Origin of the sequence: Novosphingobium sp. (genome assembly GCF_041905565.1) — a bacterium.
Classification (GTDB): Bacteria; Pseudomonadota; Alphaproteobacteria; order Sphingomonadales; family Sphingomonadaceae; genus Novosphingobium.
In genome coordinates, this window is the sequence record NZ_JAYRKX010000001.1 from 1 (window position 1) to 24,872 (window position 24,872).

Sequence of the window (24,872 nt, forward strand, 5' to 3'; positions counted from 1 at the left end):
CCCTGGCCCGGTAGAGGCGGGTCTCGACCGTCTTCTCGCTGACACCGAGCACCTCGGCAGCTTCGGCCTGGCCGAGGCCATCGATCGTGCGGAGGACCAGGGCCTCGCGCAGACGGGATGGCAAGCGGGATATGGCAGTGGTCACGCGCGCCAGCTCGGCCCGGTCTGCCGCTTGCACATCGGCGGGAATGGCATCGTCTGAAACATCGAAAGCCATCTCGAGCGGCACTGCGCGCGTGAAGAAGGCGCGCACCTTGCGCCTTCGTCCCCAGTCCCGGCACTTGTTGAGCGCAATGTGCTTGAGCCATGCCAGAAACGGTCGCCCATGGTCGTAACGCCCAAGGGCCGAGAACGCGGCAATGAAGGTTTCCTGGGTGACGTCGATGGCCTCGTGCGGATCGCCGACTGACGCTCGCACCAAGCGAAACACAGCGTCACGGTGGCGCGCCAGCAATTCGCGATAAGCGTCCTGCCGGCCCGCGAGCGCCAGTGCCGCGAGCTCGCCGTCGCTCCCCTCGGACAGCGGAAGGCTCACCGCACTTCTGGGGTAAGGGCTCTGGTAACCGACCTGTCGAATTTGGCCGCCTGATCAGGCCTCAGGACGGCGCGCATGGCAAAGAGATGCTCAAGCGTTTCCTTCTGCATTTCACCCATGACCTTGTGGGTGTGGTCGATGGCGGTGGTGACTTGCGGACCATAGCCGTGCTCCAATTCCATCGCTTCGGCCAGATGGGCATTGGCGGCCCGCATCTCGAGTTCGAGCGCCTTGCGGCGTGTGGCAAAACGCTGCTCGATTGCCTCGATCTTTGCTTCCTGTGCGGCATCGAGTTCGAGCTCGCTGTGCAGCAAGGCGTGGAGTTCGGTCTCGCTCTGCCTTTCCCGTGCGAACAGGACGCGGCCAGCATAAGTGCCGCCCAGCGCCGCTGCAAATGCGACAAGCGCGATCAGGATCAGCCGCGTGGTCCAATTCACGGGTGGACATCCAGCAAGGTCGAAGGTGCGAGGGGATTGTCAGGCGCAAAGGGAGAGATGGGCTGAGCCGTGGCGGGTTCGCCGCCCGCTAGTCCGCCACCGGCTACGCCGACCACCAGCGCCAGGGCTGCGGCAAAACCCATCAGCCGCGACCCAGCCGCAGCCTCACGGCGGCTCGCAGCCAGTCCGGCAAGCACAGCATCGTCGATAGTCGCCAGCCCCGAAGGAGCCGGAAGTGTGCCCAGGCGGCGGAGCGCCTGATCAAGGTCGGACATGGTGGGTCTCCCGAGGTCTTGTGATCCTATACGCAGCCATATCCCCGATCCCTCAGAAAAATTGAACCAGCCCAATTTGAGGGATGCTGTTCCGGGCCGCGTATCTCAACCTGATAGCCATTTCCAAGGAGATAACTGATGCGTTTGCCCAGCCTTGCCTTTGCCGTTGCGACTCTGGGGCTCATCGTGCCGCAGGTTGCCAGCGCGCATACGCAGCTCGTGTCTTCGACCCCGACAGCCAATGCCACGGTCGCAGCGCCGACAAAGGTCGAACTGCGCTTCAATGAGGCCGTGATCGGCGCAACGGCAAGGGCCGAGATCGCAATGACCGGAATGCCGGGTATGCCAAACCATGCGCCGATGCCGATCACGGGTTTCACCGCCCGGCTCGGCAATGACAGGAAATCGATGACTTTGCTGCTCCGTCGGCCGCTGGCCAGCGGGACTTACCGCGTGACCTGGAGCGCGGCCGGAGCCGACACACATCGCATGGGCGGCAACTTCAGCTTCACCGTGCGCTGAAGACATGGACAACCTGCCTGTCATCGCCATCCGGTTCGCGCTTTACGCCGATCTGATGGTGCTGGCAGGTGTGACGGCCTTCACGCTTTACGCGCTGAAACCCGAGGAGCGAGGCACTGCCTTGCTGCCGCTGGCCAAACCTGCCCTCATCCTTTCGCTGCTCGGACTGCTGCTGTCTGGCGCCGGCATGATTGCGCTTGTCGCAGCCATGATGGGGACAAGCCTCTGGGCAGCCGATGCCTCGGTCATCGGGGAAATCGTCACACAGAGCGCCATTGGCAGCGCCTGGGTCGTGCGTATGGTGGCAGTTGCAATTGCCTTGGTTGCCGCCCTCGCGCTTGGCCGAAGCCCACACCTTGCAAGATACTGGCTGCTTGCTTCGACGGCGGTGGCTATCGCCACGCTGGTCTGGACGGGCCATGCCGGCGCAACCGAAGGGTGGACCGGAACTCTCCACCGGCTGAGCGACATCGTCCACATGCTGGCGGCGGCTGTTTGGATCGGCGGAATTGCCGCGTTCGCCTGGCTGCTCTTTCAGCCAATGGCGCACCAATCCGATGCGCAGATCAGGATAGCGCATCGGGCTCTTGAACAATTTTCGCGGGTTGGGACGCTTGCGGTCGGGTTGATCGTTCTCACGGGCCTCATCAACAGCCTGAGCCTGATGGGCTTGCCTCATCCGGACACCTTGTTCGCTTCGCGCTACGGAAAACTCCTGCTCATCAAGCTCGGACTGTTCGCTGCCATGCTGGTGTTGGCGAGTGCCAACTGTTGGCGCCTAACGCCCACACTAGGTGCAGCAATCGAACAAGACGACCTCGCCCACGCGTTACGCGGTCTTCGGCAAAGCCTGGTTCTGGAGTCGTCTGCTGCCCTTACGATCCTCGCCTTGGTGGCCTGGCTGGGTACGCTGGAGCTTGCCATCGCGAAAGGATGAATTACTGCTTGACCCTGACATGATGTCAGGGTTGATGAAGCTGGCGACCAGAGGAGCATGAGGCATGACCGAGTCGCAACACAACCACGCGCATTGCGCCCATTCCGGACCGGAAACCCCGGGAACGGCTATCGACCCCGTTTGCGGAATGAGCGTCGACCCGGCGACCACGCCGCATGTCACGACCCACGGCGGCGTCCATCACTACTTTTGCAGCGCTGCCTGTCTAACCAAGTTCAGGGCTGATCCAGAGCGCTATATGAGCGATGCGCCGCGCCCGACAGAACCGGTGCCAGAAGGCGCGATCTGGACCTGCCCGATGCATCCGGAGGTCCAGCAGTCCGGGCCGGGAAGCTGCCCGATCTGCGGCATGGCCTTGGAACCGATGACGCCGACGCTCAACGATGGACCGTCGCCCGAATATGCCGACATGAAGCGGCGCTTTGTAATCGGCCTCATCCTCGCTTTGCCGGTGGTTGCACTCGAAATGGGCGGGCATCTGACTGGACTGCGCCATTATCTGGATGGAAACATCGCCAACCTGATCCAGATGGTTCTGGCGACGCCGGTGGTCCTGTGGGCGGGTTGGCCATTTTTCGAACGCGGCTGGGCCTCGGTGAAAAGCGGTCACCTCAACATGTTCACCCTGATCGCAATGGGAACGGGCGTCGCCTGGATCTACAGCATGGCGGCGACGCTCGCGCCCGGCATTTTCCCGGCCGCGTTTCGCGCAATAGACGGCTCAGTCGCGGTCTATTTCGAGGCAGCGGCGGTCATTACCGTGCTGGTCTTGCTTGGCCAACTGCTTGAACTGCGTGCCCGGGAAACAACCAGCGGTGCGATCCGCGCATTGCTCGACCTTTCGCCCAAGCTCGCCCGCCGGGTTCGTCCCGATGGTAGTGACGAGGAGATCACACTCGACCAGGTTCTGGTCGGCGACACGCTACGCGTTCGCCCTGGCGAGAAAGTTCCGGTTGATGGCGTGGTGCTGGAGGGCCGCGGCACCGTCGATGAATCGATGGTGACTGGCGAGTCCATGCCGGTGACCAAGGAGGCATCGTCGAAGCTGATCGGTGGCACGATAAACCAGACCGGCGGCCTCGTGATGCGCGCCGAGAAGATCGGGCGCGATACCATGCTGGCGCGCATCGTCCAGATGGTAGCAGAAGCCCAGCGCAGTCGTGCGCCGATCCAGCGGCTTGCCGACACCGTGTCGGGCTGGTTCGTGCCGGCGGTGATCGCGGTCTCAGCGATCGCGTTCGTCGTCTGGTCCCTGGTCGGCCCATCGCCGGCAATGGGCTATGGCCTGATTGCCGCGGTGGCCGTGCTGATCATCGCCTGCCCCTGTGCGCTTGGCCTCGCAACCCCGATGTCGATCATGGTGGGGGTCGGACGCGGTGCCCAGGCCGGTATTCTCATCAAGAATGCCGAGGCGCTCGAACGCATGGAGAAGGTCGATACGCTTGTCGTGGACAAGACCGGCACGCTTACGGAAGGCAAGCCTGCGGTGGTCGCGATTGAGACGGCCGAGGGGTTCGACAGCCGCGAGGTGTTGCGCCTTGCCGCCAGCCTCGAACGCAGCAGCGAGCATCCGCTGGCTCTCGCCATTGTCAGGGATGCCGAAGCCAAAGGACTGGCAATCAGCGAACCGGGCGACGTCGATCAGCCAGTCGGCAAAGGCATCACCGGAATCGTCGATGGACATCGGCTTGTTGCTGGCAATGCCCGCTTTCTTGAGGAGCAAGGGATCTCGACTGCCCAACTGGCGCAACGTGCCGACGCCCTGCGCGCTGACGGGGCGACCGCAATTTTCCTTGGCATCGATGGCCGTGTTGCGGGTGCTATCGGCATTGCCGATCCGGTTAAGCAGACTACGCCTGGCGCGCTCAAGGCACTGGCCGAAGCGGGCATCCATGTCATCATGTTGACCGGAGACAACCGCGTCACGGCAGACGCCATCGCCCGGCGCCTTGGTATCGACGACATCGAAGCCGATGTCCTGCCCGACCAGAAGAGCGCGATCGTGAAGCGCTTGAGGGACGAAGGCAGGATCGTGGCGATGGCAGGCGACGGTGTGAACGACGCCCCTGCGCTTGCCGCTGCCGATGTCGGCATCGCCATGGGCACCGGCACAGACGTTGCGATTGAAAGCGCAGGGATCACCCTGCTCAAGGGCGATTTGACGGGGATAGCGCGTGCCCGGCACCTCAGTCATGCAACCATGACCAACATCCGGCAGAACCTGTTCTTCGCCTTTGCCTACAACGTCGCTGGTATCCCGGTGGCTGCAGGCGCGCTCTACCCACTGTTCGGCATCATGCTTTCACCGATCATCGCAGCGGCGGCAATGGCGCTTTCCTCGGTCAGCGTCATCGGTAATTCGCTGCGTCTCAGGAGGATTGCGCTATGAGCCTTTCCAGCAAGCGCGCGTGGTTGCTGGCCGCGGCATCGGGCGCGCTGATCGCCGCTTTCCTGCTCTATCCGGAACACCGGCAGCACTTCTTCGGGCTGATCCCTTACGCATTCCTGTTCGCCTGCCCGCTGCTGCACTTCTTCCATGGCGGCCACCACCAAGGACGCTACCCGAAGTTCGGCGAACAGCGGCCATGAACATCGGACAGGCATCGAAGACCACTGGCGTGTCGGAGCGGATGATCCGGCACTATGAGCGCGTAGGGTTGATGCCGCCCCCTGACCGACGCGACAATGGTTACAGGGATTATTCGCCGCAATCGATCGAGCGCCTGCGCTTCATTGCCAACGCCCGCGGCCTTGGCTTCTCGCTTGAGGAGATCACCACTCTCCTCGGCCTATGGGACAACCGCGAGCGGACGAGCAGTGAAGTGAAGGCCGTTGCCCTGGCGCATGCCGATGACCTTGGTCGCAAGGCCGCAGCACTTGAAGCCATGCGGCGCGCCTTGCTGGAACTGGCCGAAGGGTGCAGCGGCGACAGCAGACCCGATTGTCCGATCCTCGACGGGATCGCAGTCAGTTGACCAGATCCTCTGGACACCTGCACATCGATGCGGTCGCTCGCGAACACATCCGGACGGAAAGATTGCTCTTAATCAGCGGGTCCTAGGTTCGAGCCCTAGTGCGTCCACCACCGCCTTTCCAAACTCATTGATAGAAGCGTAGCGACCCCGCCGGTCTGATGGCTGGTCCTGCTGACGCATGCGCATCGTATGCAGCTTGCCGAACGCGATTCGATGTTTGGATTAAATGTCATCTGCGCCGTTTGTCGCTTATCCCCCACAAGGGCAGGCGAGGCATGACCCAGATCGTTGAGCATGGGCGCCGCTGTAGCAGCACAATTCCACCCCATTCGCCCCTGTCGGCGATCATGGAGACTTTCATTCTTAAGCCACGCTTGACCGGCCACCATGACGGACGTTTGGCCGCAATTGCCATCGGCATGGTTCGTGCTGATCAGCTTCGCCAAGAGCCGGCGCAAAAGCCGCGCCACATGCCGGATACATCAAAGGCCACCCTTGCGGATGGCCTTTGAAAGTAATGGCGCGCCCGGAACGATTCGAACGTCCGACCCTCAGATTCGTAGTCTGATGCTCTATCCAGCTGAGCTACGGGCGCGTTGGAGAGGCGCACATAGGGGTGTCATTCGGGCTTGGCAAGCACCTATTTTCACCTTCGCAAACATTCCTGCAAAGCCCGCGCCAAAGGCACGTCGAGCGGGGGCATCGCCAGACCAAGAAGGTCCTGCGCCGGCACCCAGGCAATCCCCTCGCCCTCCAGGCAGACCGGCGTGCCTTGCCAGGCCCGGCAAGTGTAAAGCAGCACGACATACGGCTCGTCAGCTGTCGCCGCGAAGCTGAGAGGCTTCAGCGAATCCTTCGCCAAGTGGATCCCCAGTTCCTCCTCTATCTCGCGCAGCAAGGCGGATTGCAGCGTTTCCGCCGCTTCAACTTTGCCCCCGGGGAATTCCCATAGTCCGCCATGCGCCCCACCGATGCGGCGCTGCTGCATCAGGACGCGTTGTTCGTTGTCGATCAGGGCCACCGCCACCACCGGAATCATTGTCGGAATTTTTTTCAATCCTGTTTCAAATCTCAATCAATTCTTAAGCACGCTTTGCGAAATCGGCAGCTTGTCCAACTACACACCCGGAGAGGGGGACAATGACGGCCTATCTGAAACGCGTTCTGAAAGACAGCACCGGCACGTCGGCTCTGGAAATGGGGCTGATCCTGTCGCTTGTCGTGCTGACCATGCTGGGCGCGCTGCAGAGCTTCAGCGAGGAGACCCAGTCGACCTGGGAAACCATCAACACCAAGACTGAGGAAGCCGTTCAAAAAGCCATCAAATGATAACCATTTGGAAAGAAGTTTTCCCTAGATCGGTAATCGCTCGATCCGGGAAACAGGAAAAGAGCCGGGTACTAGAGACTGCTAACAGGAGACTGACCATGAAGTTCATCAAGAAGTTCTTCCGCAACGAAGAAGGCGCGACCGCCATTGAATACGGCCTGATCGCCGCCCTCATCGCCGTTGCCGCGATCACCGCCATGAACGGCCTGGGTAACCAGCTCCAGTCGACCTTCAACGTGACCTCGGGCCAGATGTCGACGGCCAACGCCAAGGCTGCCTAATAGCAAGCCTTCGGTCGTCACGGACTGAACAGCGGGGGCGGCTGGGAAACCTGCCGCCCCTTCTCGTTTGCCTTGCCGGTTCTGATCAATAAGTGACCAGTTTGACCTTCTGCCCGACTGCCAGCGTGCTGCCCGCAGCCAGGCCATTCAGCACCTGGAAGCGCTGCTGCTGCGCATCGGCATAGGCCATGCGGCCAGCCAGCGAGGCGACCGTGTCGCCTTTCTTGACAGTTACGACCACCAGCTTGCGCGGCTTGACCGCGACTGCCTCGGCCACGGTGATCCGCCGCAGCGACTGATACATCGGCGTGAACACGTCGGCTCCGCCGGCCTGGACCACGGTCAGGAAGTGATAGGCGGTATTCGCATCGAACTGATAGGCGAACACCGTCACATCGACCTGGCTGCTGCCATTGTTGACCCGCGCCGTGCCATAAGCGGCCGGAACGCCATTTACCGTGGTGCGGGCGATCGTGCCGGGATCGATCGCCGCCTGGCCCTGACTGGTCAGCCCGGCGAAGGCGGCGCGGATATAGGCATCCAGATCGCCGTTGAACTGGCCGGTGGCGAATTGACCCTTGCCCGATTGCCCGCCGATCGTGACCGCATCGCTGCCGTTCATCAGGTAGAAGCCGGCCGGAGCCTCAAACGCCAGTTTCAGGTCCGGATGGATGAACTTGCGCCCTTCGACCACCCCCTGCTTCGGATCATCGCCATAGGTCAGGCCGTTGATCCTGGCGAGGAAAGTGTCGCGATTCGTTACACCCTTGGCCCCGGCCCCAGCCTGGGCCAATGCTGCCTTCACGCGCGAGGCCGGATCAGGGTGAGTCGAGGCCCAGGCCGGCACCCGGTCATTCGTGCCCATCAGCTGCGCATCAAGCGCATTCTGATTCGCCAGGTTTTGCAGCACGGTCGACATGGCGCGCGGATCGTAGCCGGCCTTGCGCAGCAGCAGGATTCCGCCGTTGTCCGCCTCGGTTTCCTGGCTGCGCGAATATTTCAGCGTCAGCAGCTGCGAGCCTTGCAGGAATCCCTGTTGCAGCACCTGCCCGACCTGGCTGTTACCCAGCAGCACACCCGACAGAATCGCCAGCCCGGCACCGATCACCGTGTTCTTGGTGGCCGCGCTTTGCCGCTTGTTGGAATGGCGGGCGACGACGTGCCACACCTCATGCCCCAGCACCCCGGCCAGTTCGGCCTCGTTGTTCATCAGCGCGACGAGCTGGCGGGTGGTGTAGATGTAGCCCCCCGGAACCGCGAAGGCGTTGTTGACTGAGCTGTTGAGCAGCGAGACGGTGAAATCACCCCGCGCGTTGGACAGGCCTGAGTGCACCGCCACGTTCTTGCCGATGGTTTCGACATAGGTGGCCTGCGGTCCGGTCAGCGCACCGCCAAACTCGGCCAGCAGCTGCGGGTGGGCCTTTGCCCCTTCCTGCTTGTCCTTGGCGCTGATCGCCTGGACCGTGCCGCCGCCGACCTGCGCCACCGGCGCGGCCAGCGGCGCGAGCATGGCAAGGGCAGCCGCGCCGAGCGCGAGCTTGCGAAAATTCCTGTGGGACATGAACGGCTTCTCCTGCGACCGATTAACCAGGCCCATGGCTAGGCCCTGCCGGATCGCTTGAAAAGCCCCAACGGGCTGAGCCGAGCTCAGCCCTCGCCGATGCGCAGGAAGCGTTCTTCGCGCTTGGCGCGCAGTTGTTCGGGCTTGAGCTTGCCCAGCTCGTCCAGTTCCTCGCCAATCGCCTTGGCCAGCGCGCTGGTCGCCAGCGCCGGGTCGCGGTGCGCCCCGCCAACGGGTTCCTTCACGATCCGGTCAATCACGCCCAGTGCCAGCAGGTCTTGTGCGGTCACCTTCATCGCCTCGGCCGCTTCGGCCGCTTTTTCATTGGTGCGCCACAGGATCGAGGCGCAGCCTTCGGGACTGATCACCGAATAGACCGCATGTTCCAGCATCAGCACGCGTTCGGCGCTGGCCAGCGCCACCGCGCCGCCCGAGCCGCCCTCGCCCACGATCACCGCGACCATCGGCACCGGCAGGCCCAGGCACGCCTCGGTCGAGCGGGCGATGGCTTCGGCCTGGCCGCGTTCTTCCGCCTCGATCCCCGGGAACGCGCCCGAGGTATCGACCAGCGTCACCACCGGCAGGCCGAACCGCCCGGCCAGTTCCATCAGGCGGATCGCCTTGCGGTAGCCTTCGGGCTTGCCCATGCCGAAATTGTGCTTGATCCGGGTCTGCGTATCGTGGCCCTTTTCGTGCCCGATCAGCATCACCCGGCGACCGTTCAGCCGCGCAAAGCCGCCGATGATCGCCTGATCGTCACCGTAATAGCGGTCCCCGCCCAACGGCATGAAATCGGCAAAGGCCTGCTCGACGAAATCCTTGAAATGCGGGCGCATCGGATGACGCGCCACCTGGGTCTTCTGCCAGGGAGTCAGCGCGGCATAGGTGCTGGCCAGCAGATCAGCGCTTTTCATTTCAAGGCGGCGAATCTCGGCGCTGATGTCCACGTCGCCCGCGCTGGCGGTCTGGCGCAATTCGGCAATGCGCGCTTCGAGCGCGGCCACCGGCTTTTCGAACTCAAGGTAGGAAACCATGGAATTGCGCTAGCCCGCTCCGCCGCGCGCGGCAAGGGGGTGACGCGCATTGACCAGAGCCACCAGCCTGGCCCCATCGACATGGGTGTAGATCTGGGTGGTCGCAATGTCGGCGTGACCCAGCAGCGTTTGCAGAACGCGCAGGTCCGCTCCGCCTTCGAGCAGGTGGGTGGCAAAGGCGTGGCGCAGCACGTGCGGGCTGACCTTTTCCGGGTCGATCCCGGCGCGCCCCGCCAACTCGCGCAGCAACTGGAACAGCCGCACGCGGGTAAGATGCCCCTGCCCCGCGCGCGAGGGGAACAGGTGCCGCCCCCCCTCCCCGCGCAAGGGCAGCCAGCGCGACAACGTCGTCCGCGCCCGGCCGCTGACCGGTACCATGCGTTGCTGCCCGCCCTTGCCGGTCACGGTCAGGAACGGGGCATCGCGCGGCACAGCAGCCAGCGGCAGCGAGACCAGCTCTGTCGCACGCAGGCCCGAGCCATAGAGCAGTTCGAGCAGGGTCAGCAGCCGCACCGCCGCCGGGCGATCGGATGCGGCCTCGTCCTCGGCCTGGGAAAACAGCGCGGCGACTTCGCCGTGCCCCAGCAAGCGCGGCAAAGGACGCCGGGTGCGCGGGCGCGGCAAGGCCGCCGAGGGATCGTCCTGGCGCAGCCCCTCATCCTGCAGGAAGGCATAAAACTGGCGCAGCGCCGAGCATTTCCGCGCCATGCTGGCCGGCGCAAGGTGCGCCCAGGCCGGGCCGAGCGAGGCCAGCGCCGCGCCATCGGCGACGATCAGGCTGCCCAGTTCCTCCTCGGCCCCGTCCAGATCACGGCGATAGGCTGCCAGGGTGTTCGCCGCCGCGCCCCGCTCGGCGGCGAGCATGGCGAGGAAGGAATCGACCTCGGCGGACAGAATCAGGCCCGCGCCACCGCTTCGGCGGCAATCATCCGTGCTTCCGCGCCAAGCCCGACCCGGTTGAGCGCCGACACGATGTGGTAAAGGTGCAGACCGGTCATCTTGTCCCAGCCATCACCCTGCATGCCCAGCCCCGCCAGCAGCGCGACCAGCGCCTGGTTGTTGGCATCGGCCGCCTGGTCAATCAGCCGCGACCATTTGGTCTGGCGGCCAAGGTCAAGCTCGAGCTTGCCGGCAAAATCCTGCGCCGCCGCCTGATCGACCCGGCCTAGTCCCATCAGGCCGGCCAGCAGGAAGCGCGACTTGCGATAGCCGTCAGACGGATCGTTGCCGTAGAAACTGTTTAGCGCCGCGCCATCCACCGGGGTCGAACGCTGCGCCTGGGCGAGAGCGAGCTGACCCCACGCCAGGCTGCCAACATCGGCCTGCGGTGCCCAGCGCATGGCGTTCTGGTCCAGCCCGGCGGCCAGCATCGCCGCGATCAGATCTGGCGCCTGCTTGGCAAAGGCCCCTTCGACCGGCATGCGGGCAGCGGCGTAGCCGGTCAGCACCAAACGCGAATAGCGCGCCTGGGCATCGGGCGCGCCGTCCCACAGGCTGGCAATCGCCTTCATCCGGTCATCCGGCGTGGCGCCGACATAGGCCGCGCGAAGCGCTTCCGCCGCGTCGGCATAAGTGCCGGTGATCTCATCCTGCTCGTAGATCTGGCTGAGAAGGTCAACCATCGCCGCGCTTGACAGGATCCCCGCCGCCCCGGCCCGTTCGGCTCCGGCGGCCCGCGCCTGCAAAGGCACCATTGGCGCCAGCGCCGCCGAATAACTGTAGCGCGCGGGGGCCTTGGTCATCAGCTCGGCCGGGGGTTCAAGCCCGACCGCAACAGTCAGCGCATAGCGCCAGGGGGTCAGTTCCTTGACACCATCCCATTCGATCTTGACTGCGCGCCGCGCCTTGCCGGCCGCGCCCGCGTATTTCTGCGCCAGCAGCATGTCGATCTTCGGCCACGCATTTTCGTCGGTCAGCCGGTCGAGCTGGGTCATCCCGGCGGCGCTATCGCCCTGGAACGCAGTGCAGATCGCGCGCAGCACCCGCCAGTCCGCATCCTTGCGCACCCCGCCGTGCACCGACACGACCGGGCACACCCCGGTAATGTCCGCCGTGGCGGCGTAGGTATCGAGCGCGGCCTGGGTCAGCGCGGGGCTGAAGTTGCCCACGTCCACGTCCTGCACCAGCGCGCGGGCGACATCGCCCTCCCCCATCCGCACCAGCAGGGCCGCGCGCGAGGCGGCAAAGTCCGCCGGATTCATCCCCGCCGGCGCATCAAGCCGCGAGGCCAGCGCGCGGCGCAGCAGGATATGGCCCCAGCGCGACACCAGCTGCCCCTTGTTGCGATCCAGCGCGGCGCGGACCAGGTCGGGGCTTTGCCGCGCCAGCGCCGCCGAAGGCAGGCCGCCTTCGTAGGAGGCAATCACACCAACCTGCCGCATCGACCGGCGCGCCGCCGGGGGCATGTCGGACTTGGGCTTGAGGCCGAGCAGCTCGTCAAGCTCGTCCGGCGACATCGCCTCAAGCTCTTTCAGGCTCGGGACCTTCGTGCCGGCCGGCAGTGCGGCACCCGCAGGTGCGCCGGGTATGGCCTGGACCACCGGCACCGAAACGGCACCACCCGCCTGAGCAGCCGGCGCGGACGGCGGTGCCGCAGGTGCGGCGCGGCTGGGCCGGGGCCGGTCGAACCCGGGGGGAAGCAGCGATTCGGGCGCATCCTGCGCGATCACCAGGGCAGAGCTGAGCGCAAGCAGCGCGCCGCCCGCCAGCAGGGCCAGACGCTTCACCGCGACACTCCCGCAATCACGACAGGTTCAGACAACGGGCGCAGCGGACGCAGGCCGCCGTCGATCCAGGCCCAGGCGAGCAGCGCCATCACCAGCGCTCCGCCCAGTCCCAACCATGCGTTCCTGCCGATCCTTGACCTCACACACGACCTTTCGAGAGCAATGCTTGCGCTGCCGGTTAGCGCAACTATAGGCAGGGCCGCAATGGAACTTGATGAAACGGCCCCAACTTCCGCCGAAATCGAGGCGCTCGCCCAGCGGATTGACCGCCCGGTGGTGCTGGTCGGCATGATGGGCGTGGGCAAGTCGAGCGTCGGGCGCAAGCTGGCCGCTGTGCTGCACGTCCCCTTCGTCGATGCCGACGAGGAAATCGAGGCTGCGGCGCAGATGACGATTCCCGAAATCTTCGAGCGGTTCGGCGAAGCCCATTTCCGCGATGGCGAGCGCCGGGTGATCCAGCGGCTGGTCGATGGCGGGCGAAAGGTGATCGCCACTGGTGGCGGCGCATTCGTCAATGCCGAAACCCGCGCGCTGATCCTGGACCGGGCGATTGCGGTGTGGCTCGACAGCGATGTCGAAACCCTGCTCGAACGGGTCGGCCGGAAGGACAATCGCCCGCTGCTGAAGCAGGGCGATCCGCGCGAAATCCTGACCCGACTGCGCGAGGAACGGCGCACCGCCTATGAACAGGCCCCGATCCACGTCATCAGCACGCGCGGGCCGCACGGCCGCACGCTGGACAAGGTGCTCAAAGGAATTCAGGCATGGCTGTAATCCCGGTCGACATCGCTGGCCGCCCCTATGAAGTGAAAGTCGGCACCGGGCTGCTGGCGGGCCTGGCCGAACATTGCCAGGGCCGCCTGCGCAAGCGCCGCGTGCCGGTAGTAACCGACCAGCGCGTCCATGCCGCCTGGGGCGGCGTGATCGAAGCCGCGCTGCACGGCGCGGGGCACGAAGCGGCGTGGCGGATCCTGCCGCCGGGCGAGGCAACCAAGAGCTGGGAGCAACTGTCCGCACTGGTCGACTGGCTGCTGGCCGAGGAGGTTGAGCGCGGCGACCACATCCTGGCGCTGGGCGGCGGCGTGATCGGCGACCTGACCGGGTTTGCCGCATCAATCCTCAAGCGCGGGTGTCATTTCATCCAGCTGCCCACCACCCTGTTGGCGCAGGTCGATTCGAGCGTGGGCGGCAAGACCGCGATCAATACCGCTGCCGGCAAGAACCTGGTCGGCGCGTTCCACCAGCCTTCGCTGGTCCTGGCGGACCTGGCCGTGCTCGATACGCTGCCCCGGCGCGAATTGCTGGCCGGCTATGCCGAAGTGGTGAAGTATGGCCTGCTTGGCGATGCCGATTTCTTCCAGTGGTGCGATGCCCACGGCGCGGCGATGCTGGATGGCGACGGGGCGCTGCGCGAATTTGCCGTGGCCCATTCGGTCGCAGCCAAGGCGCGGATCGTGAAAGAGGATGAGCGCGAGACGCTGGGCCTGCGGGCGCTGCTCAACCTCGGCCACACTTTCGGCCACGCGCTCGAAGCGCAGACCGGCTTTTCCGACCGGCTGCTCCACGGCGAAGGCGTGGCGCTCGGCATGGTGCTGGCGGCGCGCTATTCGGCGCGGCGCGGGGAGCTACCACAGGCCAGCGCGGAACATGTCGCCCGGCACTTTGCCGAAGTGGGCATGGTCAGCGAGATTCGCGACCTCGGCCTCAACTGCGATGGCCCCGCCCTGGTGCAGCACATGCTCCACGACAAGAAGATGGACGCGGGCACCCTGCCCTTCGTGCTGATGAAGTCGATCGGCGAAGCCTGGCTTGCCAAGGACGTGGCGCTGGATGACGTGGCCACCTTCCTCGACCAACAACTGGCCGGTTAGCCGAACACCGCGATCGACTGCATCCCCACGGCGACCGCCGTGCCATCGGCATTCCAAATCGCCATGTCCTGGCTGGAGCAGCCTTTTTCCGCATAGTTACCCGCCGAACGCAGCAGCCACCAGCCATCGCGGGTCTGCGGCAGCGGGGTCAGCAGGTTGACCAGCCAGGTCATCGAACTGATCGGCACCGGCCCGGTCAGCGGCATGACACCTGGGGGCAGCATGTCTGCCGTCAGCAGTAGGCTGACCATCGGGTCCAGCCCTTCGGCCTCTTTCAGACGCACCCACCAGCAGATTTCCGGCTTCTTGTGGCTCGACTGAGCCAGCGCGAAGCGGCGTTCGAAATTGGGGGCAAAGCTGGGTCCGGCGCGTTCGGGGATCAGCACCGCGTCCGCCGGCGGGATAACCTCGGCCGGCATCGGCACTTCATGTAGGTGCAATTCGCTCTGTTCGACCGGGCCCATGAACACGAAGGTCGCGGTCAGGCCGACCCCGGCCTCGCTCACCACTTCGGCCGTGGCCCAGCTGGCGTTCTTGCCCCGCCGCAGCAGCCGCGCACGCACTTCCACCTCGCCCGCCAGCGGTCCGACGAAGCTGACCTGGGCCGAGCGCAGCGGCGGCAGGTCATCCGCCAGCCCCCGCGCCGCTTCCAGTGCCAAGGCGGCGGAAAATCCGCCATAGCTGGTCCGCCCCTGCATCCAGGTGGCGGGAATTTCGGCAGCGAAACCGCCATCGATCGGACGGCGGGCGGCAAGGGCTTGGGGCAGGCTCATGCACTTTCCATTGACGTAAACGGAAGGCGGGTCAATCCTTCGTGGCATGACCCAGTTCATCGACCTTTCGATCCCGATCACCACAAAGGTAGTCTCAGACCCGCCGGTGATGCTGCCGCAGATCAGCTATGCCACGCACGAGAGCACCTGGCAGCAGATCGCCCTGTTCTTCCCCGGCCTGACCAAGCAGGACCTGCCAGACGGCGAAGGCTGGGCGGTGGAAACGCTGACCCTGTCCACCCACAACGGCACGCACATGGACGCGCCGTGGCACTACCATTCGACCACCGATGGCGGCGCCCGCCGCGCCCCGACAATCGACGAGGCCCCGCTCGACCGGTTCTTCCGCCCCGGCGTTAAACTGGATTTCAGCCACCTGCCGCACGGCCACGTGGTCAGCGCGGCCGAGGTAGAAGCGGAACTGGCGCGGATCGGCCATGTCTTGCAGCCGCTGGATATCGTGCTGGTCCAGTCCGGCGCGGTCTATGGCACCGACAATTTCACCGATCAGGGCGTGGGCCTGGGCGCCGAGGCCACCCTGTGGCTGACCGAGCGCGGCGTGGAAGTGGTTGGCACCGATGCCTGGTCATGGGACGCTCCGTTCAGCCACACCGCACGCAAGTGGGCGGAAACGCGCGATCCGGCGATAATCTGGGAAGGCCACAAGGCGGGCCGCATCCGCCCCTATTGGCAAATCGAAAAGCTGGCCAACCTGTCCGCCCTGCCCGAGCACGGCTTCACGGTCAGCTGCTTTCCGGTCAAGATCGAAGGCGCCAGCGCCGGCTGGATTCGCGCTGTTGCCATCTTGGAGGATTGAATTGAAAAGACTGACACTGCTGGCAATCGCGCTGTGCTTTATCGCCGCGCCGGTTCACGCGCAGTCCGCTTCGTCCAGCAGCGACGAGTCTGCGATCGAACGGCTCATCGCGCCCTCGCTCGAAGCGCTCAAGGCCGGTAAGGCACGGCAAGCTGTTGACGCCTTTCTGGGTACCAACCCGATGATCAGCGGCAAGGCCTCGGAAATGGCCTACCTGTCGTCGCAGATCGATTCGACGCTAGGGCTCTATGGCCCGATCAGCGCTTGCCAATTGGCCGAAACGCGCAACATCGGCACGTGGGTTCAGCAGCGCCTATACCACTGCCAGCACCCCGCGCTGTTCACCCGGTGGATCTTCCTGACCGTCAAGGGCAGCAAGGGCTGGAGCGCGGCCAACATGTCGTTTGACGACAAGGTAGTTGAAGCGCTGGGCGGATAGAATCCGCCCAGCGCTTCACTTAAGCCTTATTCCAGTTCCAGAATGATCGCATCCACGGCCAGGCTGTCGCCGGCCTTGGCATTGACCGTCTTCACCGTTGCCGACTTTTCCGCGCGCAGGATGTTTTCCATCTTCATCGCTTCAACCACGGCAAGCGGCTGACCGGCTTCGACCTTGTCGCCTTCGGCCACGTGCAGCGCGACCAGCAGACCCGGCATCGGGCAGATCAGGTACTTCGAAAGATCCGGCGGGACCTTTTCGATCATGTGCCGGGTCAGGTGCGCGATCCGGGCAGGCAGGACCTGCACGTTATGGATAGCGCCGCGCGTGGTCATCTTCAGGCCCATGCGGGTCGGCTCGACCTTGATGCCAAAGGTGGCGTCACCCACCTCGGCGCTGACCACGCGGTCACCCGGGGTATATTCCATCGCCAGATCGACCACGGCCCCATCCACCGTGATGTCATCGCCCAGTTCGACGGCAAAGGTGTGATCGCCGATCTTGACCGCCCATTCGTAGGGCGGGTCGAGCTCGCTATCGAGCTGCCCGTCAACCTGCCGCGCCCGGTCGGCGCGGGCGGTGGCGATGAACCCGGCCACGGCGGCAAGGTGCGACTTGACTTCGTCCGACGCGGCTGCGCCAGTGAAGCCTTCGGGGTATTCCTCGGCGATGAACCCGGTGGTCAGCTCGCCCGAGCGGAAGCGCGGGTGCTGCATGATCGCCGAGACGAAATCGATGTTGTGGCCCAGCCCTTCGATCTCGAACCGGTCGAGCGCTTCGATCTGCTTGTCGGCAGCCTCGTCGCGGGTCTTGCCCCAGGTGATCAGCTTGGCGATCATCGGGTCGTAGAACATCGACACTTCGCCGCCTTCGTAGACGCCGTCGTCAACGCGCACGCCGTCCACGCCGCGGCGGCCGTTTTCGGCGCCATCATCTTCCCACCCGGCAACCGGCGGCTGGTAGCGCACCAGACGGCCCGTCGAAGGCAGGAAGCCGCGATAGGGGTCTTCGGCATAGACGCGGTTTTCGATTGCCCAGCCGTCGATCTTCACATCGTCCTGGGTCATCGCCAGCTTTTCGCCAGCGGCAACGCGGATCATCTGTTCAACGAGGTCGACCCCGGTGATGCATTCGGTGACCGGGTGTTCCACCTGCAGGCGGGTGTTCATTTCGAGGAAGTAAAAGCTTTCCCCGCTCGGGTCCGCACCCGAAACGATCAGTTCGACCGTGCCTGCGCTGTAATAGCCCACGGCCTTCGACAGCGCGACACACTGTTCGCCCATCGCCTTGCGCATCTTGTCGGTGACGAACGGCGACGGCGCTTCTTCCACGACCTTCTGGTGGCGGCGCTGGATCGAGCATTCGCGTTCGTTGAGGTAAAGAACGTTGCCGTGCTTGTCGCCCAGGATCTGGATTTCGATGTGGCGCGGGTTGAGGATGAACTTTTCGATGAACACGCGGTCATCGCCGAACGAATTCAGGCCCTCGCGCTTCACGCTTTCAAAGCCTTCGCGCACGTCCTTTTCGTTGTAGGCCAGGCGCATGCCCTTGCCGCCGCCGCCGGCTGAAGCCTTCATCATCACCGGATAGCCGATCTCGTTCGAGATGCGCACCGCGTGCTCGGTATCCTCGATCTCGCCGACGAAGCCCGGGACGACGTTGACGCCCGCTTCCTTGGCCAGCTTCTTGGACTCGATCTTGTCACCCATCGCGGCGATGGCATTGACCGGGGGCCCGATGAACTCGATACCTTCGGCGGCGAGCGCCTCGGCAAAGCTGGTGCGTTCCGACAGGAAGCCATAACCCGGATGGACCGCTTCGGCCCCGGTTGCCTTGCAGGCCGCGATGATCTTGTCCGCGATCAGATAGCTTTGCGCAGCGGGCGCCGGGCCGATGTGGACGGCTTCGTCAGCCATCTGCACGAAGGGGGCGCGGGCATCGGCGTCCGAATAGACCGCAACGGTCTGGATGCCCATGCGGCGGGCAGTCTTGATCACCCGGCATGCGATTTCGCCGCGGTTGGCGATGAGGATTTTCTTGAACATGTTGGGTCTTTCCGATCCGTCAGATTTGTTCGAGCGCCTGGGCGAGGTCCGCCACGATGTCGTCAATGTGTTCGATCCCGACCGAGATGCGCACCACATCGGGGCCAGCCCCGGCGGAGAGCAGTTCGGCTTCCTCCAGCTGGCTGTGGGTGGTGCTGGCCGGGTGGATGATCAGGCTGCGGGTGTCACCGATGTTGGCAAGGTGGCTCAGCAGCTTGACCGACTGGACCAGCTTGACCCCGGCCTCGTAACCGCCCTTCACCCCGAAGGTGAACACCGCGCCGCCCTTGCCGCCAAGGTACTGGCGGCAGAGCTGGTGGTAGGGATCTTCCGGCAGCCCGGCATAGCTGACCCAAGCCACCTTGGGGTGGTTCTGGAGCCACTGCGCCAGATGCAGCGCGTTGGCGCAGTGGCGCTCCATCCTCAGCGCCAGCGTTTCCATGCCGGTCAGCGTCAGGAAGGCATTCATCGGCGCCATCGCCGGGCCAAGGTCGCGCAGGCCCAGCACGCGGCAGCCGATGATGAAGGCAATCGGGCCGACCGGGGCAAGCGCATCGGTCAGCACCGCGCCGTGATAGCTGGGGTTGGGCTTCGACAGCGAGGGGAACTTGTCGCTCGCCGCCCAGTCGAACTTGCCGGCATCAACGATCAGCCCGCCGACCGAGTTGCCGTGACCATTCAGAAACTTGGTGCACGAATGGACAACAATGTCCGCGCCGTGCTCGATCGGGCGGCACAGCAGCGGGGTCGCCATGGTGTTGTCCACCACCAGCGGCACGCCGGCAGCATGGGCGACATCGGCGATGGCCTGAATGTCCTGCACCACCCCGCCGGGGTTCGCCAGGCTTTCGATGAATACCGCGCGGGTCTTGTCGTTGATCGCCGCGGCGACATTGGCCGGATCGTCGGCATCGACGAACACCGTCTTCCATCCGAACTTGGCGAAGGCGTGAGCAAGCTGGTTAAGCGAGCCGCCATAGAGCTTTTTCGCGGCGACGATTTCGCAGCCCGGTTCCATCAGGGTATGGAACACGATGAACTGCGCGGCATGGCCGGAAGCGACGCCGAGCGCCCCCACCCCGCCTTCCAGCGCCGCGATCTTGGCTTCAAGCGCGGCATTGGTGGGGTTCATGATGCGGGTGTAGATATTGCCGAATTCGGACAACGAGAACAGGTTCGCCGCGTGTTCGGCACTGTCGAACACATAGCTCGCCGTCTGGTAAATCGGCGTGATCCGGGCCTTGGTGGTCGGATCAGGCTCGCACCCGGCGTGGATCGTCAGGGTTTCGATCTTCTGGGTCATCGCGGCGTCCTTCAATCTTCCAGCGGCGGCATGTTGTGGCCGAGCAGGCGCAGCATGTCGGCGGCGCATTCGACCACGTTGGAACCCGGACCGTAGATTCCCTGAACCCCGGCCTCGCGCAGGAAGTCATAGTCCTGCGGCGGGATCACGCCGCCCGCGACGACCTTGATATCCGGGCGTCCGGCAGCCTTGAGGTGGCCGATCAGTTCCGGGATCAGCGTCTTGTGCCCAGCGGCGAGCGACGAAGCGCCAACCGCGTCCACATCCTTTTCTAGCGCCAGCTTCGCCGCTTCCTCAGGCGTCTGGAACAGCGGACCACTGGTCACGTCAAAGCCCATGTCGGTAAAGGCCGAGGCGATCACGTTGGCGCCGCGGTCGTGGCCGTCCTGGCCCATCTTGGCGACGAGCATGCGGGGCTTGCGGCCAAGGCGCGTGCTGACCGCTTCGACCCCTTCTACCACCTGCTGGTAGCGCCGGTCTTCGGCATAGGCCGCGCCGTAAATGCCCTTGACCGGGGTCGGCACGGTGTCATGCCGGCCGAACACCACTTCCATCGCGTCCGAAATCTCGCCCAGCGTGGCACGCTGGCGCGCGGCTTCAACGGCGAGTTCGAGCAGGTTGCCACCCGCCTTCGCGCCTTCGGTCAACGCGGCGAGCGCAGCCCGGCACGCGGCTTCGTCACGGCTGTCGCGTACACGCTTGAGGCGCGCGATCTGCGCCTCGCGCACGGCGTGGTTATCGACTTCCAGCGTTTCCAGCTGTTCTTCGGTAGCCAGGCGATACTTGTTCACGCCGACGATCACGTCCTCGCCCTTGTCGACGCGGGCCTGGCGGGCGGCGGCGGCTTCCTCGATCATTGCCTTGGGCCAACCGGCCGCCACGGCCTTGGCCATGCCGCCCTCGGCCTCGACGCGCTCGATGATCTCCCAGGCCTGGTCGACCAGTTCCTGGGTCAGCGCTTCGATGTAGTACGAGCCGCCCAGCGGATCGACCACCTTGGTCATCCCGGTTTCTTCCTGGATCACGATCTGCGTGTTGCGCGCGATCCGGGCGGAAAAATCGGTCGGCAGCGCGATCGCTTCGTCGAGCGCGTTGGTGTGGAGCGACTGGGTCCCGCCCAGCATCGCCGCCATCGCCTCGATCGTGGTGCGGATCACGTTGTTGTAGGGATCCTGCTCCTGCAGCGACACGCCCGAGGTCTGGCAGTGAGTGCGCAGCATCTTGCTGCGTTCGTCCTGCGCGCCCAGCTTGGTCATCACCCGGTGCCACAGCACGCGCGCGGCGCGCAGCTTGGCCACTTCCATGAAGAAGTTCATGCCGATGGCGAAGAAGAACGACAGGCGGCCGGCAAACTTGTCGATGTCGAGGCCCGAGGCAACCCCGTACTTCACGTACTCCATGCCGTCGGCGATGGTGAAGGCCAGTTCCTGGACCTGGGTCGCGCCGGCTTCCTGCATGTGGTAGCCGGAAATCGAAATGCTGTTGAATTTCGGCATATTGGCGCTGGTATAGCCAAAGATGTCCGAGATGATCCGCATGCTCGGCTCGGGCGGATAGATGTAGGTGTTACGGACCATGAACTCCTTGAGGATGTCGTTCTGGATGGTCCCGTCGAGCTGCGCGGTCGGCACGCCCTGTTCCTGACCGGCAACGATGAAAAACGCCAGGATCGGGATCACCGCGCCGTTCATCGTCATCGACACCGACATTTCCCCAAGGGGGATGCCGTCGAACAGAATCTTCATGTCCTCGACGCTGTCGATCGCCACGCCGGCTTTGCCGACGTCGCCAACCACGCGCGGGTGATCGCTGTCATAACCGCGGTGGGTGGCCAGGTCGAAAGCCACCGACAGGCCCTTTTGCCCGGCGGCCAGGTTGCGGCGATAGAACGCGTTCGATTCCTCGGCGGTCGAGAAGCCCGCGTACTGGCGGATCGTCCAGGGACGGCCCGCATACATCGAGGCGCGCACCCCGCGCGTAAACGGCGCGAAGCCCGGCAGGCCGGGATCGGCCTTGACGTCGTCCGCCGTGTAGAGCGGCTTCACGTCGATCCCCTCGGGCGTGTGCCAAGTCAGGTCCTTGCCCTTGACTTCCTTCGCCGCTGCGGCCTGCCAGTCTTCGATCTTTGCCATCTTACCCTCTGATTGGTCCGGGAAGGCCTGAGCCTTACTTGCCCTGGAAATTCGGTTTGCGCTTTTCGAGGAAAGCAAGACCGCCTTCCATCGCGTCGTCGCTGCTGCCGGCAATGCGCTGCCCTTCGGCTTCGGCCAGCAGCTGTTCGGAGAACGAATTCTCCATCGCCACCAGGATGTTCTTGCGCATCACTGCGTAGGAAACGGTCGGCCCGTTGGCGAGCCGGGTGGCCAGCGCGCGGGCTTCGGCCTGCAGCGCGGCATCTTCAACCACCTTGTAGATCAGGCCCCAGTCGAGCGCCTTTTCCGGGCTGATCTTTTCGCCCAGCATCATCATTTCGGTGGCGCGCGCCTTGCCGATCATGCGCGGCAGCATCCAGCTGGCACCGCCATCGGGAACGAGCCCGATGTTGACGAAGGCCTGCAGGAAATAGCCGCTCTGGCCCGAGATGACGAAGTCACCAGCCAGCGCGATCGAGCAGCCAACGCCCGCCGCCGCGCCGTTCACCGCGGTGACGATCGGCATGTTGAGCCGCGCGAGGTTGATCATCAGCGGGTTGTAGTGACGGGTCAGCGCCACATAAGACCCCTCTCCGCCCGAGATCGAGCGTTCGCCCCGCGCCGCAAGGTCCGCGCCCGAGCAGAACCCGCGCCCCGCCCCGGTGATCACCAGGCAGCGCGCGTCGCCCATGTCGCTCGACAGCGCGTCGTTGATCTCACCTGCCATGTCGAGGCTGCAGGCGTTCATCCGCTCCGGGCGGTTCAGGGTGATCGTGGCAATCTTGTCGCTGACTTCAACGGTGATCGTTTCGTAAGCCATTCTCGCGGTTCCTCTCTCAGCGGCGCTTCAGTGCGCTTCTTTTGGCGTTTCCATGATTTCGGTCAGCACCCCACCCATGTCGCGCGGGTGGACGAAGAAGATCAGCGTGCCGTGCGCGCCGATCCGGGGCTCGCCCAGCACGCGCTTGCCCATGGCTTCGAATTCGGCCTTGGCGGCGTGAATGTCGGGCACTTCGTAGCACATGTGGTGCTGCCCGCCCTGCGGGTTCTTTTCAAGGAAGCCCGCGATGCTGGTGTTGCCGGGCAGCGGTTCGATCAGCTCGATCTGCGTGCCGTTCAGCGCGCCATCGGCACCGGGGGTGTCGACGAAGCAGACCTTCACGCCCTGGTCGGGCAGGTCGAACGGATCGTGGATCTTGGTCGCACCCATCACGTCGCGATAGAACACGATGGAATCGGCGATCGACGGGGTCGCAACCCCGATATGGTTCAGGCGGCCGAGTTTCATGGCTGCTGCTCCTTAAAGCGGAATGTTGTCGTGCTTCTTCCAGGGGTTCTCGAGCTGCTTGTTGCGCAGCTTGCGGAGCCCCAGCGCGATCCGGCGGCGGGTGGAATGCGGGTGGATCACCTCGTCGATGAAGCCCTTGCTGGCCGCCACGAAGGGGTTGGCAAAGCGGTCTTCGTATTCCTTGGTGCGTTCCGAGATCTTGTCGGGATCGCCGATGTCCTGGCGGAAGATGATTTCCACCGCGCCCTTGGCACCCATCACCGCGATTTCGGCAGTCGGCCAAGCATAGTTGAGATCGCCGCGCAGGTGCTTCGAGGCCATCACGTCATAGGCCCCGCCGTAAGCCTTGCGGGTGATGACCGTAATCTTGGGTACGGTGCATTCGGCATAGGCGAACAGCAGCTTGGCGCCGTGCTTGATGATCCCGCCCATTTCCTGCGCGGTGCCGGGCAGGAAGCCCGGAACGTCGACGAAAGTCAGGATCGGGATATTGAAGGCATCGCAGAACCGCACGAAACGCGCGGCCTTCTTCGACGAGTTGATGTCGAGCACGCCGGCCAGCACCATCGGCTGGTTGGCGACGACGCCCACGGTCTTGCCTTCGACCCGGCCGAAGCCGCAGATGATGTTGGCCGCGTGGCCCGGCTGCACTTCGAAGAAATCACCTTCGTCCAGCACCTTGCGCACGACTTCGTGCATGTCATAGGGCTGGTTGGCATTGGCCGGAATGATCGTATCGAGGCTGTCTTCCAGGCGATCCCACGGATCGTTGGTCGGCCGTTCCGGCACGTCCTCACGGTTGTTGAGCGGCAGGAAATCGAAGAAGTCGCGCGCGGTCAGCAGCGCTTCGATATCGTTTTCCAGCGCGAGGTCGGCAACCGAGGTCTTGGTGCTGTGGGTGATCGCGCCGCCCAGTTCTTCCTGGGTCACCACTTCGTTGGTCACGGTCTTGACCACGTCAGGCCCGGTGACGAACATGTACGAGCTGTCCTTCACCATGAAGATGAAGTCGGTCATCGCCGGGCTGTAAACCGCACCGCCCGCGCAGGGGCCCATGATCAGCGACAGCTGCGGCACCACGCCCGAAGCGAGCACGTTGCGCTGGAAGATTTCGGCATAGCCGCCCAGCGAAGCGACGCCTTCCTGGATGCGCGCGCCGCCAGAGTCGTTCAGGCCGATCACCGGCGCGCCGACTTTCATCGCGTTGTCCATCACCTTGCAGATTTTCATCGCGTGGCGTTCCGACACGGCGCCGCCGAACACGGTGAAATCCTGCGCGAAGACATAGACCAGGCGGCCATTGATCGTGCCGCTGCCCGTCACCACCCCGTCGCCGGGGATGGTCTGGTCGGGCATCCCGAAGTCGACGCAGTTATGCTCGACATACATGTCCATCTCTTCGAAGCTGCCTTCGTCAAGCAGGATCTCGAGGCGTTCGCGGGCGGTAAGCTTGCCCTTGGCGTGCTGCGCGTCGATCCGCTTCTGCCCCCCACCCAGGCGGGCGGCGGCGCGGCGCTTTTCCATTTCGGCGATATTTGCGGACATCGGTTCCCTCGATCCGGTCTTTCGGA

27 protein-coding genes and 1 tRNA gene are annotated in these 24,872 nt (G+C 64.5%); 12 read left to right on the forward strand and 16 right to left on the reverse strand.

Annotation, left to right across the window (positions count from 1 at the left end):
• The 3 genes from ACE3N9_RS00005 to ACE3N9_RS00015 all read right to left on the reverse strand — a co-directional run.
• On the reverse strand, positions 1-535 hold a 535-nt coding region (locus ACE3N9_RS00005; protein ID WP_374279607.1), incomplete at its 3' end, for an RNA polymerase sigma factor.
• Entirely contained in the window at positions 532-972 is a 441-nt protein-coding gene (locus ACE3N9_RS00010; RefSeq protein ID WP_304534822.1) for a Spy/CpxP family protein refolding chaperone, read from the reverse strand. The genes ACE3N9_RS00010 and ACE3N9_RS00005, both read right to left, overlap by 4 nt.
• Entirely contained in the window at positions 969-1,247 is a 279-nt protein-coding gene (locus tag ACE3N9_RS00015; RefSeq protein ID WP_066556616.1) for a hypothetical protein, read from the reverse strand. Before ACE3N9_RS00015 ends, ACE3N9_RS00010 begins: the two co-directional genes overlap by 4 nt.
• A 138-nt stretch (positions 1,248-1,385) precedes the next feature.
• On the opposite strand from ACE3N9_RS00015, the gene copC reads away from it, so the two are divergent.
• From copC to ACE3N9_RS00045, 6 genes are all read left to right on the forward strand, one after another.
• Positions 1,386-1,769 (forward strand): copper homeostasis periplasmic binding protein CopC, encoded by a 384-nt coding sequence (copC, locus tag ACE3N9_RS00020; RefSeq protein ID WP_066556615.1) that lies wholly within the window; start codon positions 1,386-1,388, stop codon positions 1,767-1,769.
• Positions 1,770-1,773: 4 nt separating this feature from the next.
• Entirely contained in the window at positions 1,774-2,706 is a 933-nt protein-coding gene (gene copD / locus ACE3N9_RS00025) for a copper homeostasis membrane protein CopD (protein WP_066556613.1), read from the forward strand.
• Between the two features lie 64 nt (positions 2,707-2,770).
• On the forward strand, positions 2,771-5,116 hold the full coding sequence (locus tag ACE3N9_RS00030) for a heavy metal translocating P-type ATPase (RefSeq protein WP_066556612.1): 2,346 nt from the start codon (positions 2,771-2,773) through the stop codon (positions 5,114-5,116).
• Positions 5,113-5,316: a DUF2933 domain-containing protein gene (locus tag ACE3N9_RS00035; RefSeq protein ID WP_066556611.1), complete on the forward strand. Its 204-nt coding sequence runs from the start codon at positions 5,113-5,115 to the stop codon at positions 5,314-5,316. Before ACE3N9_RS00030 ends, ACE3N9_RS00035 begins: the two co-directional genes overlap by 4 nt.
• Positions 5,313-5,702: a Cu(I)-responsive transcriptional regulator gene (gene cueR, locus ACE3N9_RS00040; RefSeq protein WP_011445792.1), complete on the forward strand. Its 390-nt coding sequence runs from the start codon at positions 5,313-5,315 to the stop codon at positions 5,700-5,702. Before ACE3N9_RS00035 ends, cueR begins: the two co-directional genes overlap by 4 nt.
• Positions 5,703-5,977: 275 nt before the next feature.
• Positions 5,978-6,214, forward strand: coding sequence for a hypothetical protein (locus tag ACE3N9_RS00045; protein WP_374279611.1), 237 nt, complete (start codon positions 5,978-5,980; stop codon positions 6,212-6,214).
• A 6-nt stretch (positions 6,215-6,220) separates the two neighbouring features.
• Here ACE3N9_RS00045 and ACE3N9_RS00050 read toward each other — a convergent pair.
• Together ACE3N9_RS00050 and ACE3N9_RS00055 are read right to left on the reverse strand one after the other, a co-directional pair.
• Positions 6,221-6,297, reverse strand: a tRNA-Arg gene (locus tag ACE3N9_RS00050).
• 51 nt (positions 6,298-6,348) lie between these two features.
• A complete protein-coding gene (locus ACE3N9_RS00055; protein ID WP_374279613.1) occupies positions 6,349-6,741 on the reverse strand; it encodes a (deoxy)nucleoside triphosphate pyrophosphohydrolase in 393 nt (130 codons plus the stop codon).
• Positions 6,742-6,842: 101 nt separating this feature from the next.
• Here ACE3N9_RS00055 and ACE3N9_RS00060 point away from each other — a divergent pair, with 101 nt between their 5' ends.
• Positions 6,843-7,031 carry a Flp family type IVb pilin gene (locus ACE3N9_RS00060; RefSeq protein WP_374279615.1) on the forward strand — a complete coding sequence of 63 codons (189 nt, stop codon included), beginning with the start codon at positions 6,843-6,845 and terminating at the stop codon, positions 7,029-7,031.
• A gap of 98 nt (positions 7,032-7,129) precedes the next feature.
• Positions 7,130-7,312 (forward strand): Flp family type IVb pilin, encoded by a 183-nt coding sequence (locus tag ACE3N9_RS00065; protein WP_374279617.1) that lies wholly within the window; start codon positions 7,130-7,132, stop codon positions 7,310-7,312.
• A gap of 85 nt (positions 7,313-7,397) precedes the next feature.
• Here the strand turns inward: ACE3N9_RS00065 and ACE3N9_RS00070 are convergent, their stop codons facing one another.
• The 4 genes from ACE3N9_RS00070 to ACE3N9_RS00085 all read right to left on the reverse strand — a co-directional run bounded on the left by ACE3N9_RS00070 (position 7,398) and on the right by ACE3N9_RS00085 (position 12,633).
• Positions 7,398-8,873, reverse strand: a complete 1,476-nt coding sequence (locus ACE3N9_RS00070) for a M48 family metalloprotease (RefSeq protein WP_374279619.1) — start codon at positions 8,871-8,873, stop codon at positions 7,398-7,400.
• Positions 8,874-8,959: 86 nt separating this feature from the next.
• The gene (locus ACE3N9_RS00075; protein WP_374279621.1) at positions 8,960-9,907 is read right to left on the reverse strand and encodes an acetyl-CoA carboxylase carboxyltransferase subunit alpha; all 948 of its coding nucleotides are present in this window, start codon (positions 9,905-9,907) and stop codon (positions 8,960-8,962) included.
• 9 nt (positions 9,908-9,916) lie between these two features.
• On the reverse strand, positions 9,917-10,807 hold the full coding sequence (locus ACE3N9_RS00080; protein WP_374280314.1) for a tyrosine recombinase: 891 nt from the start codon (positions 10,805-10,807) through the stop codon (positions 9,917-9,919).
• Positions 10,804-12,633 carry a hypothetical protein gene (locus ACE3N9_RS00085; RefSeq protein ID WP_374279623.1) on the reverse strand — a complete coding sequence of 610 codons (1,830 nt, stop codon included), beginning with the start codon at positions 12,631-12,633 and terminating at the stop codon, positions 10,804-10,806. The genes ACE3N9_RS00080 and ACE3N9_RS00085 overlap by 4 nt, the downstream gene beginning before the upstream one ends.
• 204 nt (positions 12,634-12,837) lie before the next feature.
• Here ACE3N9_RS00085 and ACE3N9_RS00090 point away from each other — a divergent pair, with 204 nt between their 5' ends.
• Positions 12,838-13,407 (forward strand): shikimate kinase, encoded by a 570-nt coding sequence (locus ACE3N9_RS00090; RefSeq protein WP_374279625.1) that lies wholly within the window; start codon positions 12,838-12,840, stop codon positions 13,405-13,407.
• Positions 13,398-14,504: a 3-dehydroquinate synthase gene (gene aroB / locus ACE3N9_RS00095; RefSeq protein ID WP_374279627.1), complete on the forward strand. Its 1,107-nt coding sequence runs from the start codon at positions 13,398-13,400 to the stop codon at positions 14,502-14,504. The genes ACE3N9_RS00090 and aroB overlap by 10 nt, the downstream gene beginning before the upstream one ends.
• Here the strand turns inward: aroB and ACE3N9_RS00100 are convergent.
• Positions 14,501-15,277: an acyl-CoA thioesterase gene (locus ACE3N9_RS00100; protein ID WP_374279629.1), complete on the reverse strand. Its 777-nt coding sequence runs from the start codon at positions 15,275-15,277 to the stop codon at positions 14,501-14,503. The two genes, aroB and ACE3N9_RS00100, sit on opposite strands and share 4 nt — an antisense overlap.
• A 46-nt stretch (positions 15,278-15,323) precedes the next feature.
• Between ACE3N9_RS00100 and ACE3N9_RS00105 the strand changes: the two genes are divergently transcribed.
• The gene (locus ACE3N9_RS00105) at positions 15,324-16,094 is read left to right on the forward strand and encodes a cyclase family protein (protein WP_374279631.1); all 771 of its coding nucleotides are present in this window, start codon (positions 15,324-15,326) and stop codon (positions 16,092-16,094) included.
• A gap of 1 nt (position 16,095) precedes the next feature.
• A complete protein-coding gene (locus ACE3N9_RS00110) occupies positions 16,096-16,533 on the forward strand; it encodes a hypothetical protein (RefSeq protein WP_374279633.1) in 438 nt (145 codons plus the stop codon).
• Positions 16,534-16,559: 26 nt separating this feature from the next.
• Here ACE3N9_RS00110 and ACE3N9_RS00115 read toward each other — a convergent pair whose 3' ends face one another.
• The 6 genes from ACE3N9_RS00115 to ACE3N9_RS00140 are packed head-to-tail and all read right to left on the reverse strand — an operon-like array spanning position 16,560 to position 24,846.
• Positions 16,560-18,578 (reverse strand): acetyl-CoA carboxylase biotin carboxylase subunit, encoded by a 2,019-nt coding sequence (locus ACE3N9_RS00115; RefSeq protein ID WP_374279634.1) that lies wholly within the window; start codon positions 18,576-18,578, stop codon positions 16,560-16,562.
• A gap of 19 nt (positions 18,579-18,597) precedes the next feature.
• A complete protein-coding gene (locus tag ACE3N9_RS00120; RefSeq protein ID WP_374279635.1) occupies positions 18,598-19,881 on the reverse strand; it encodes an O-acetylhomoserine aminocarboxypropyltransferase in 1,284 nt (427 codons plus the stop codon).
• An 11-nt stretch (positions 19,882-19,892) separates the two neighbouring features.
• On the reverse strand, positions 19,893-22,064 hold the full coding sequence (gene scpA, locus ACE3N9_RS00125) for a methylmalonyl-CoA mutase (protein ID WP_374280316.1): 2,172 nt from the start codon (positions 22,062-22,064) through the stop codon (positions 19,893-19,895).
• Positions 22,048-22,833 (reverse strand): enoyl-CoA hydratase-related protein, encoded by a 786-nt coding sequence (locus tag ACE3N9_RS00130; protein WP_374279636.1) that lies wholly within the window; start codon positions 22,831-22,833, stop codon positions 22,048-22,050. Before ACE3N9_RS00130 ends, scpA begins: the two co-directional genes overlap by 17 nt.
• A 27-nt stretch (positions 22,834-22,860) precedes the next feature.
• Positions 22,861-23,301, reverse strand: a complete 441-nt coding sequence (gene mce / locus ACE3N9_RS00135) for a methylmalonyl-CoA epimerase (protein WP_115548424.1) — start codon at positions 23,299-23,301, stop codon at positions 22,861-22,863.
• Positions 23,302-23,313: 12 nt separating this feature from the next.
• Positions 23,314-24,846, reverse strand: a complete 1,533-nt coding sequence (locus ACE3N9_RS00140; protein ID WP_374279638.1) for an acyl-CoA carboxylase subunit beta — start codon at positions 24,844-24,846, stop codon at positions 23,314-23,316.
• Positions 24,847-24,872 lie beyond the last annotated feature (26 nt).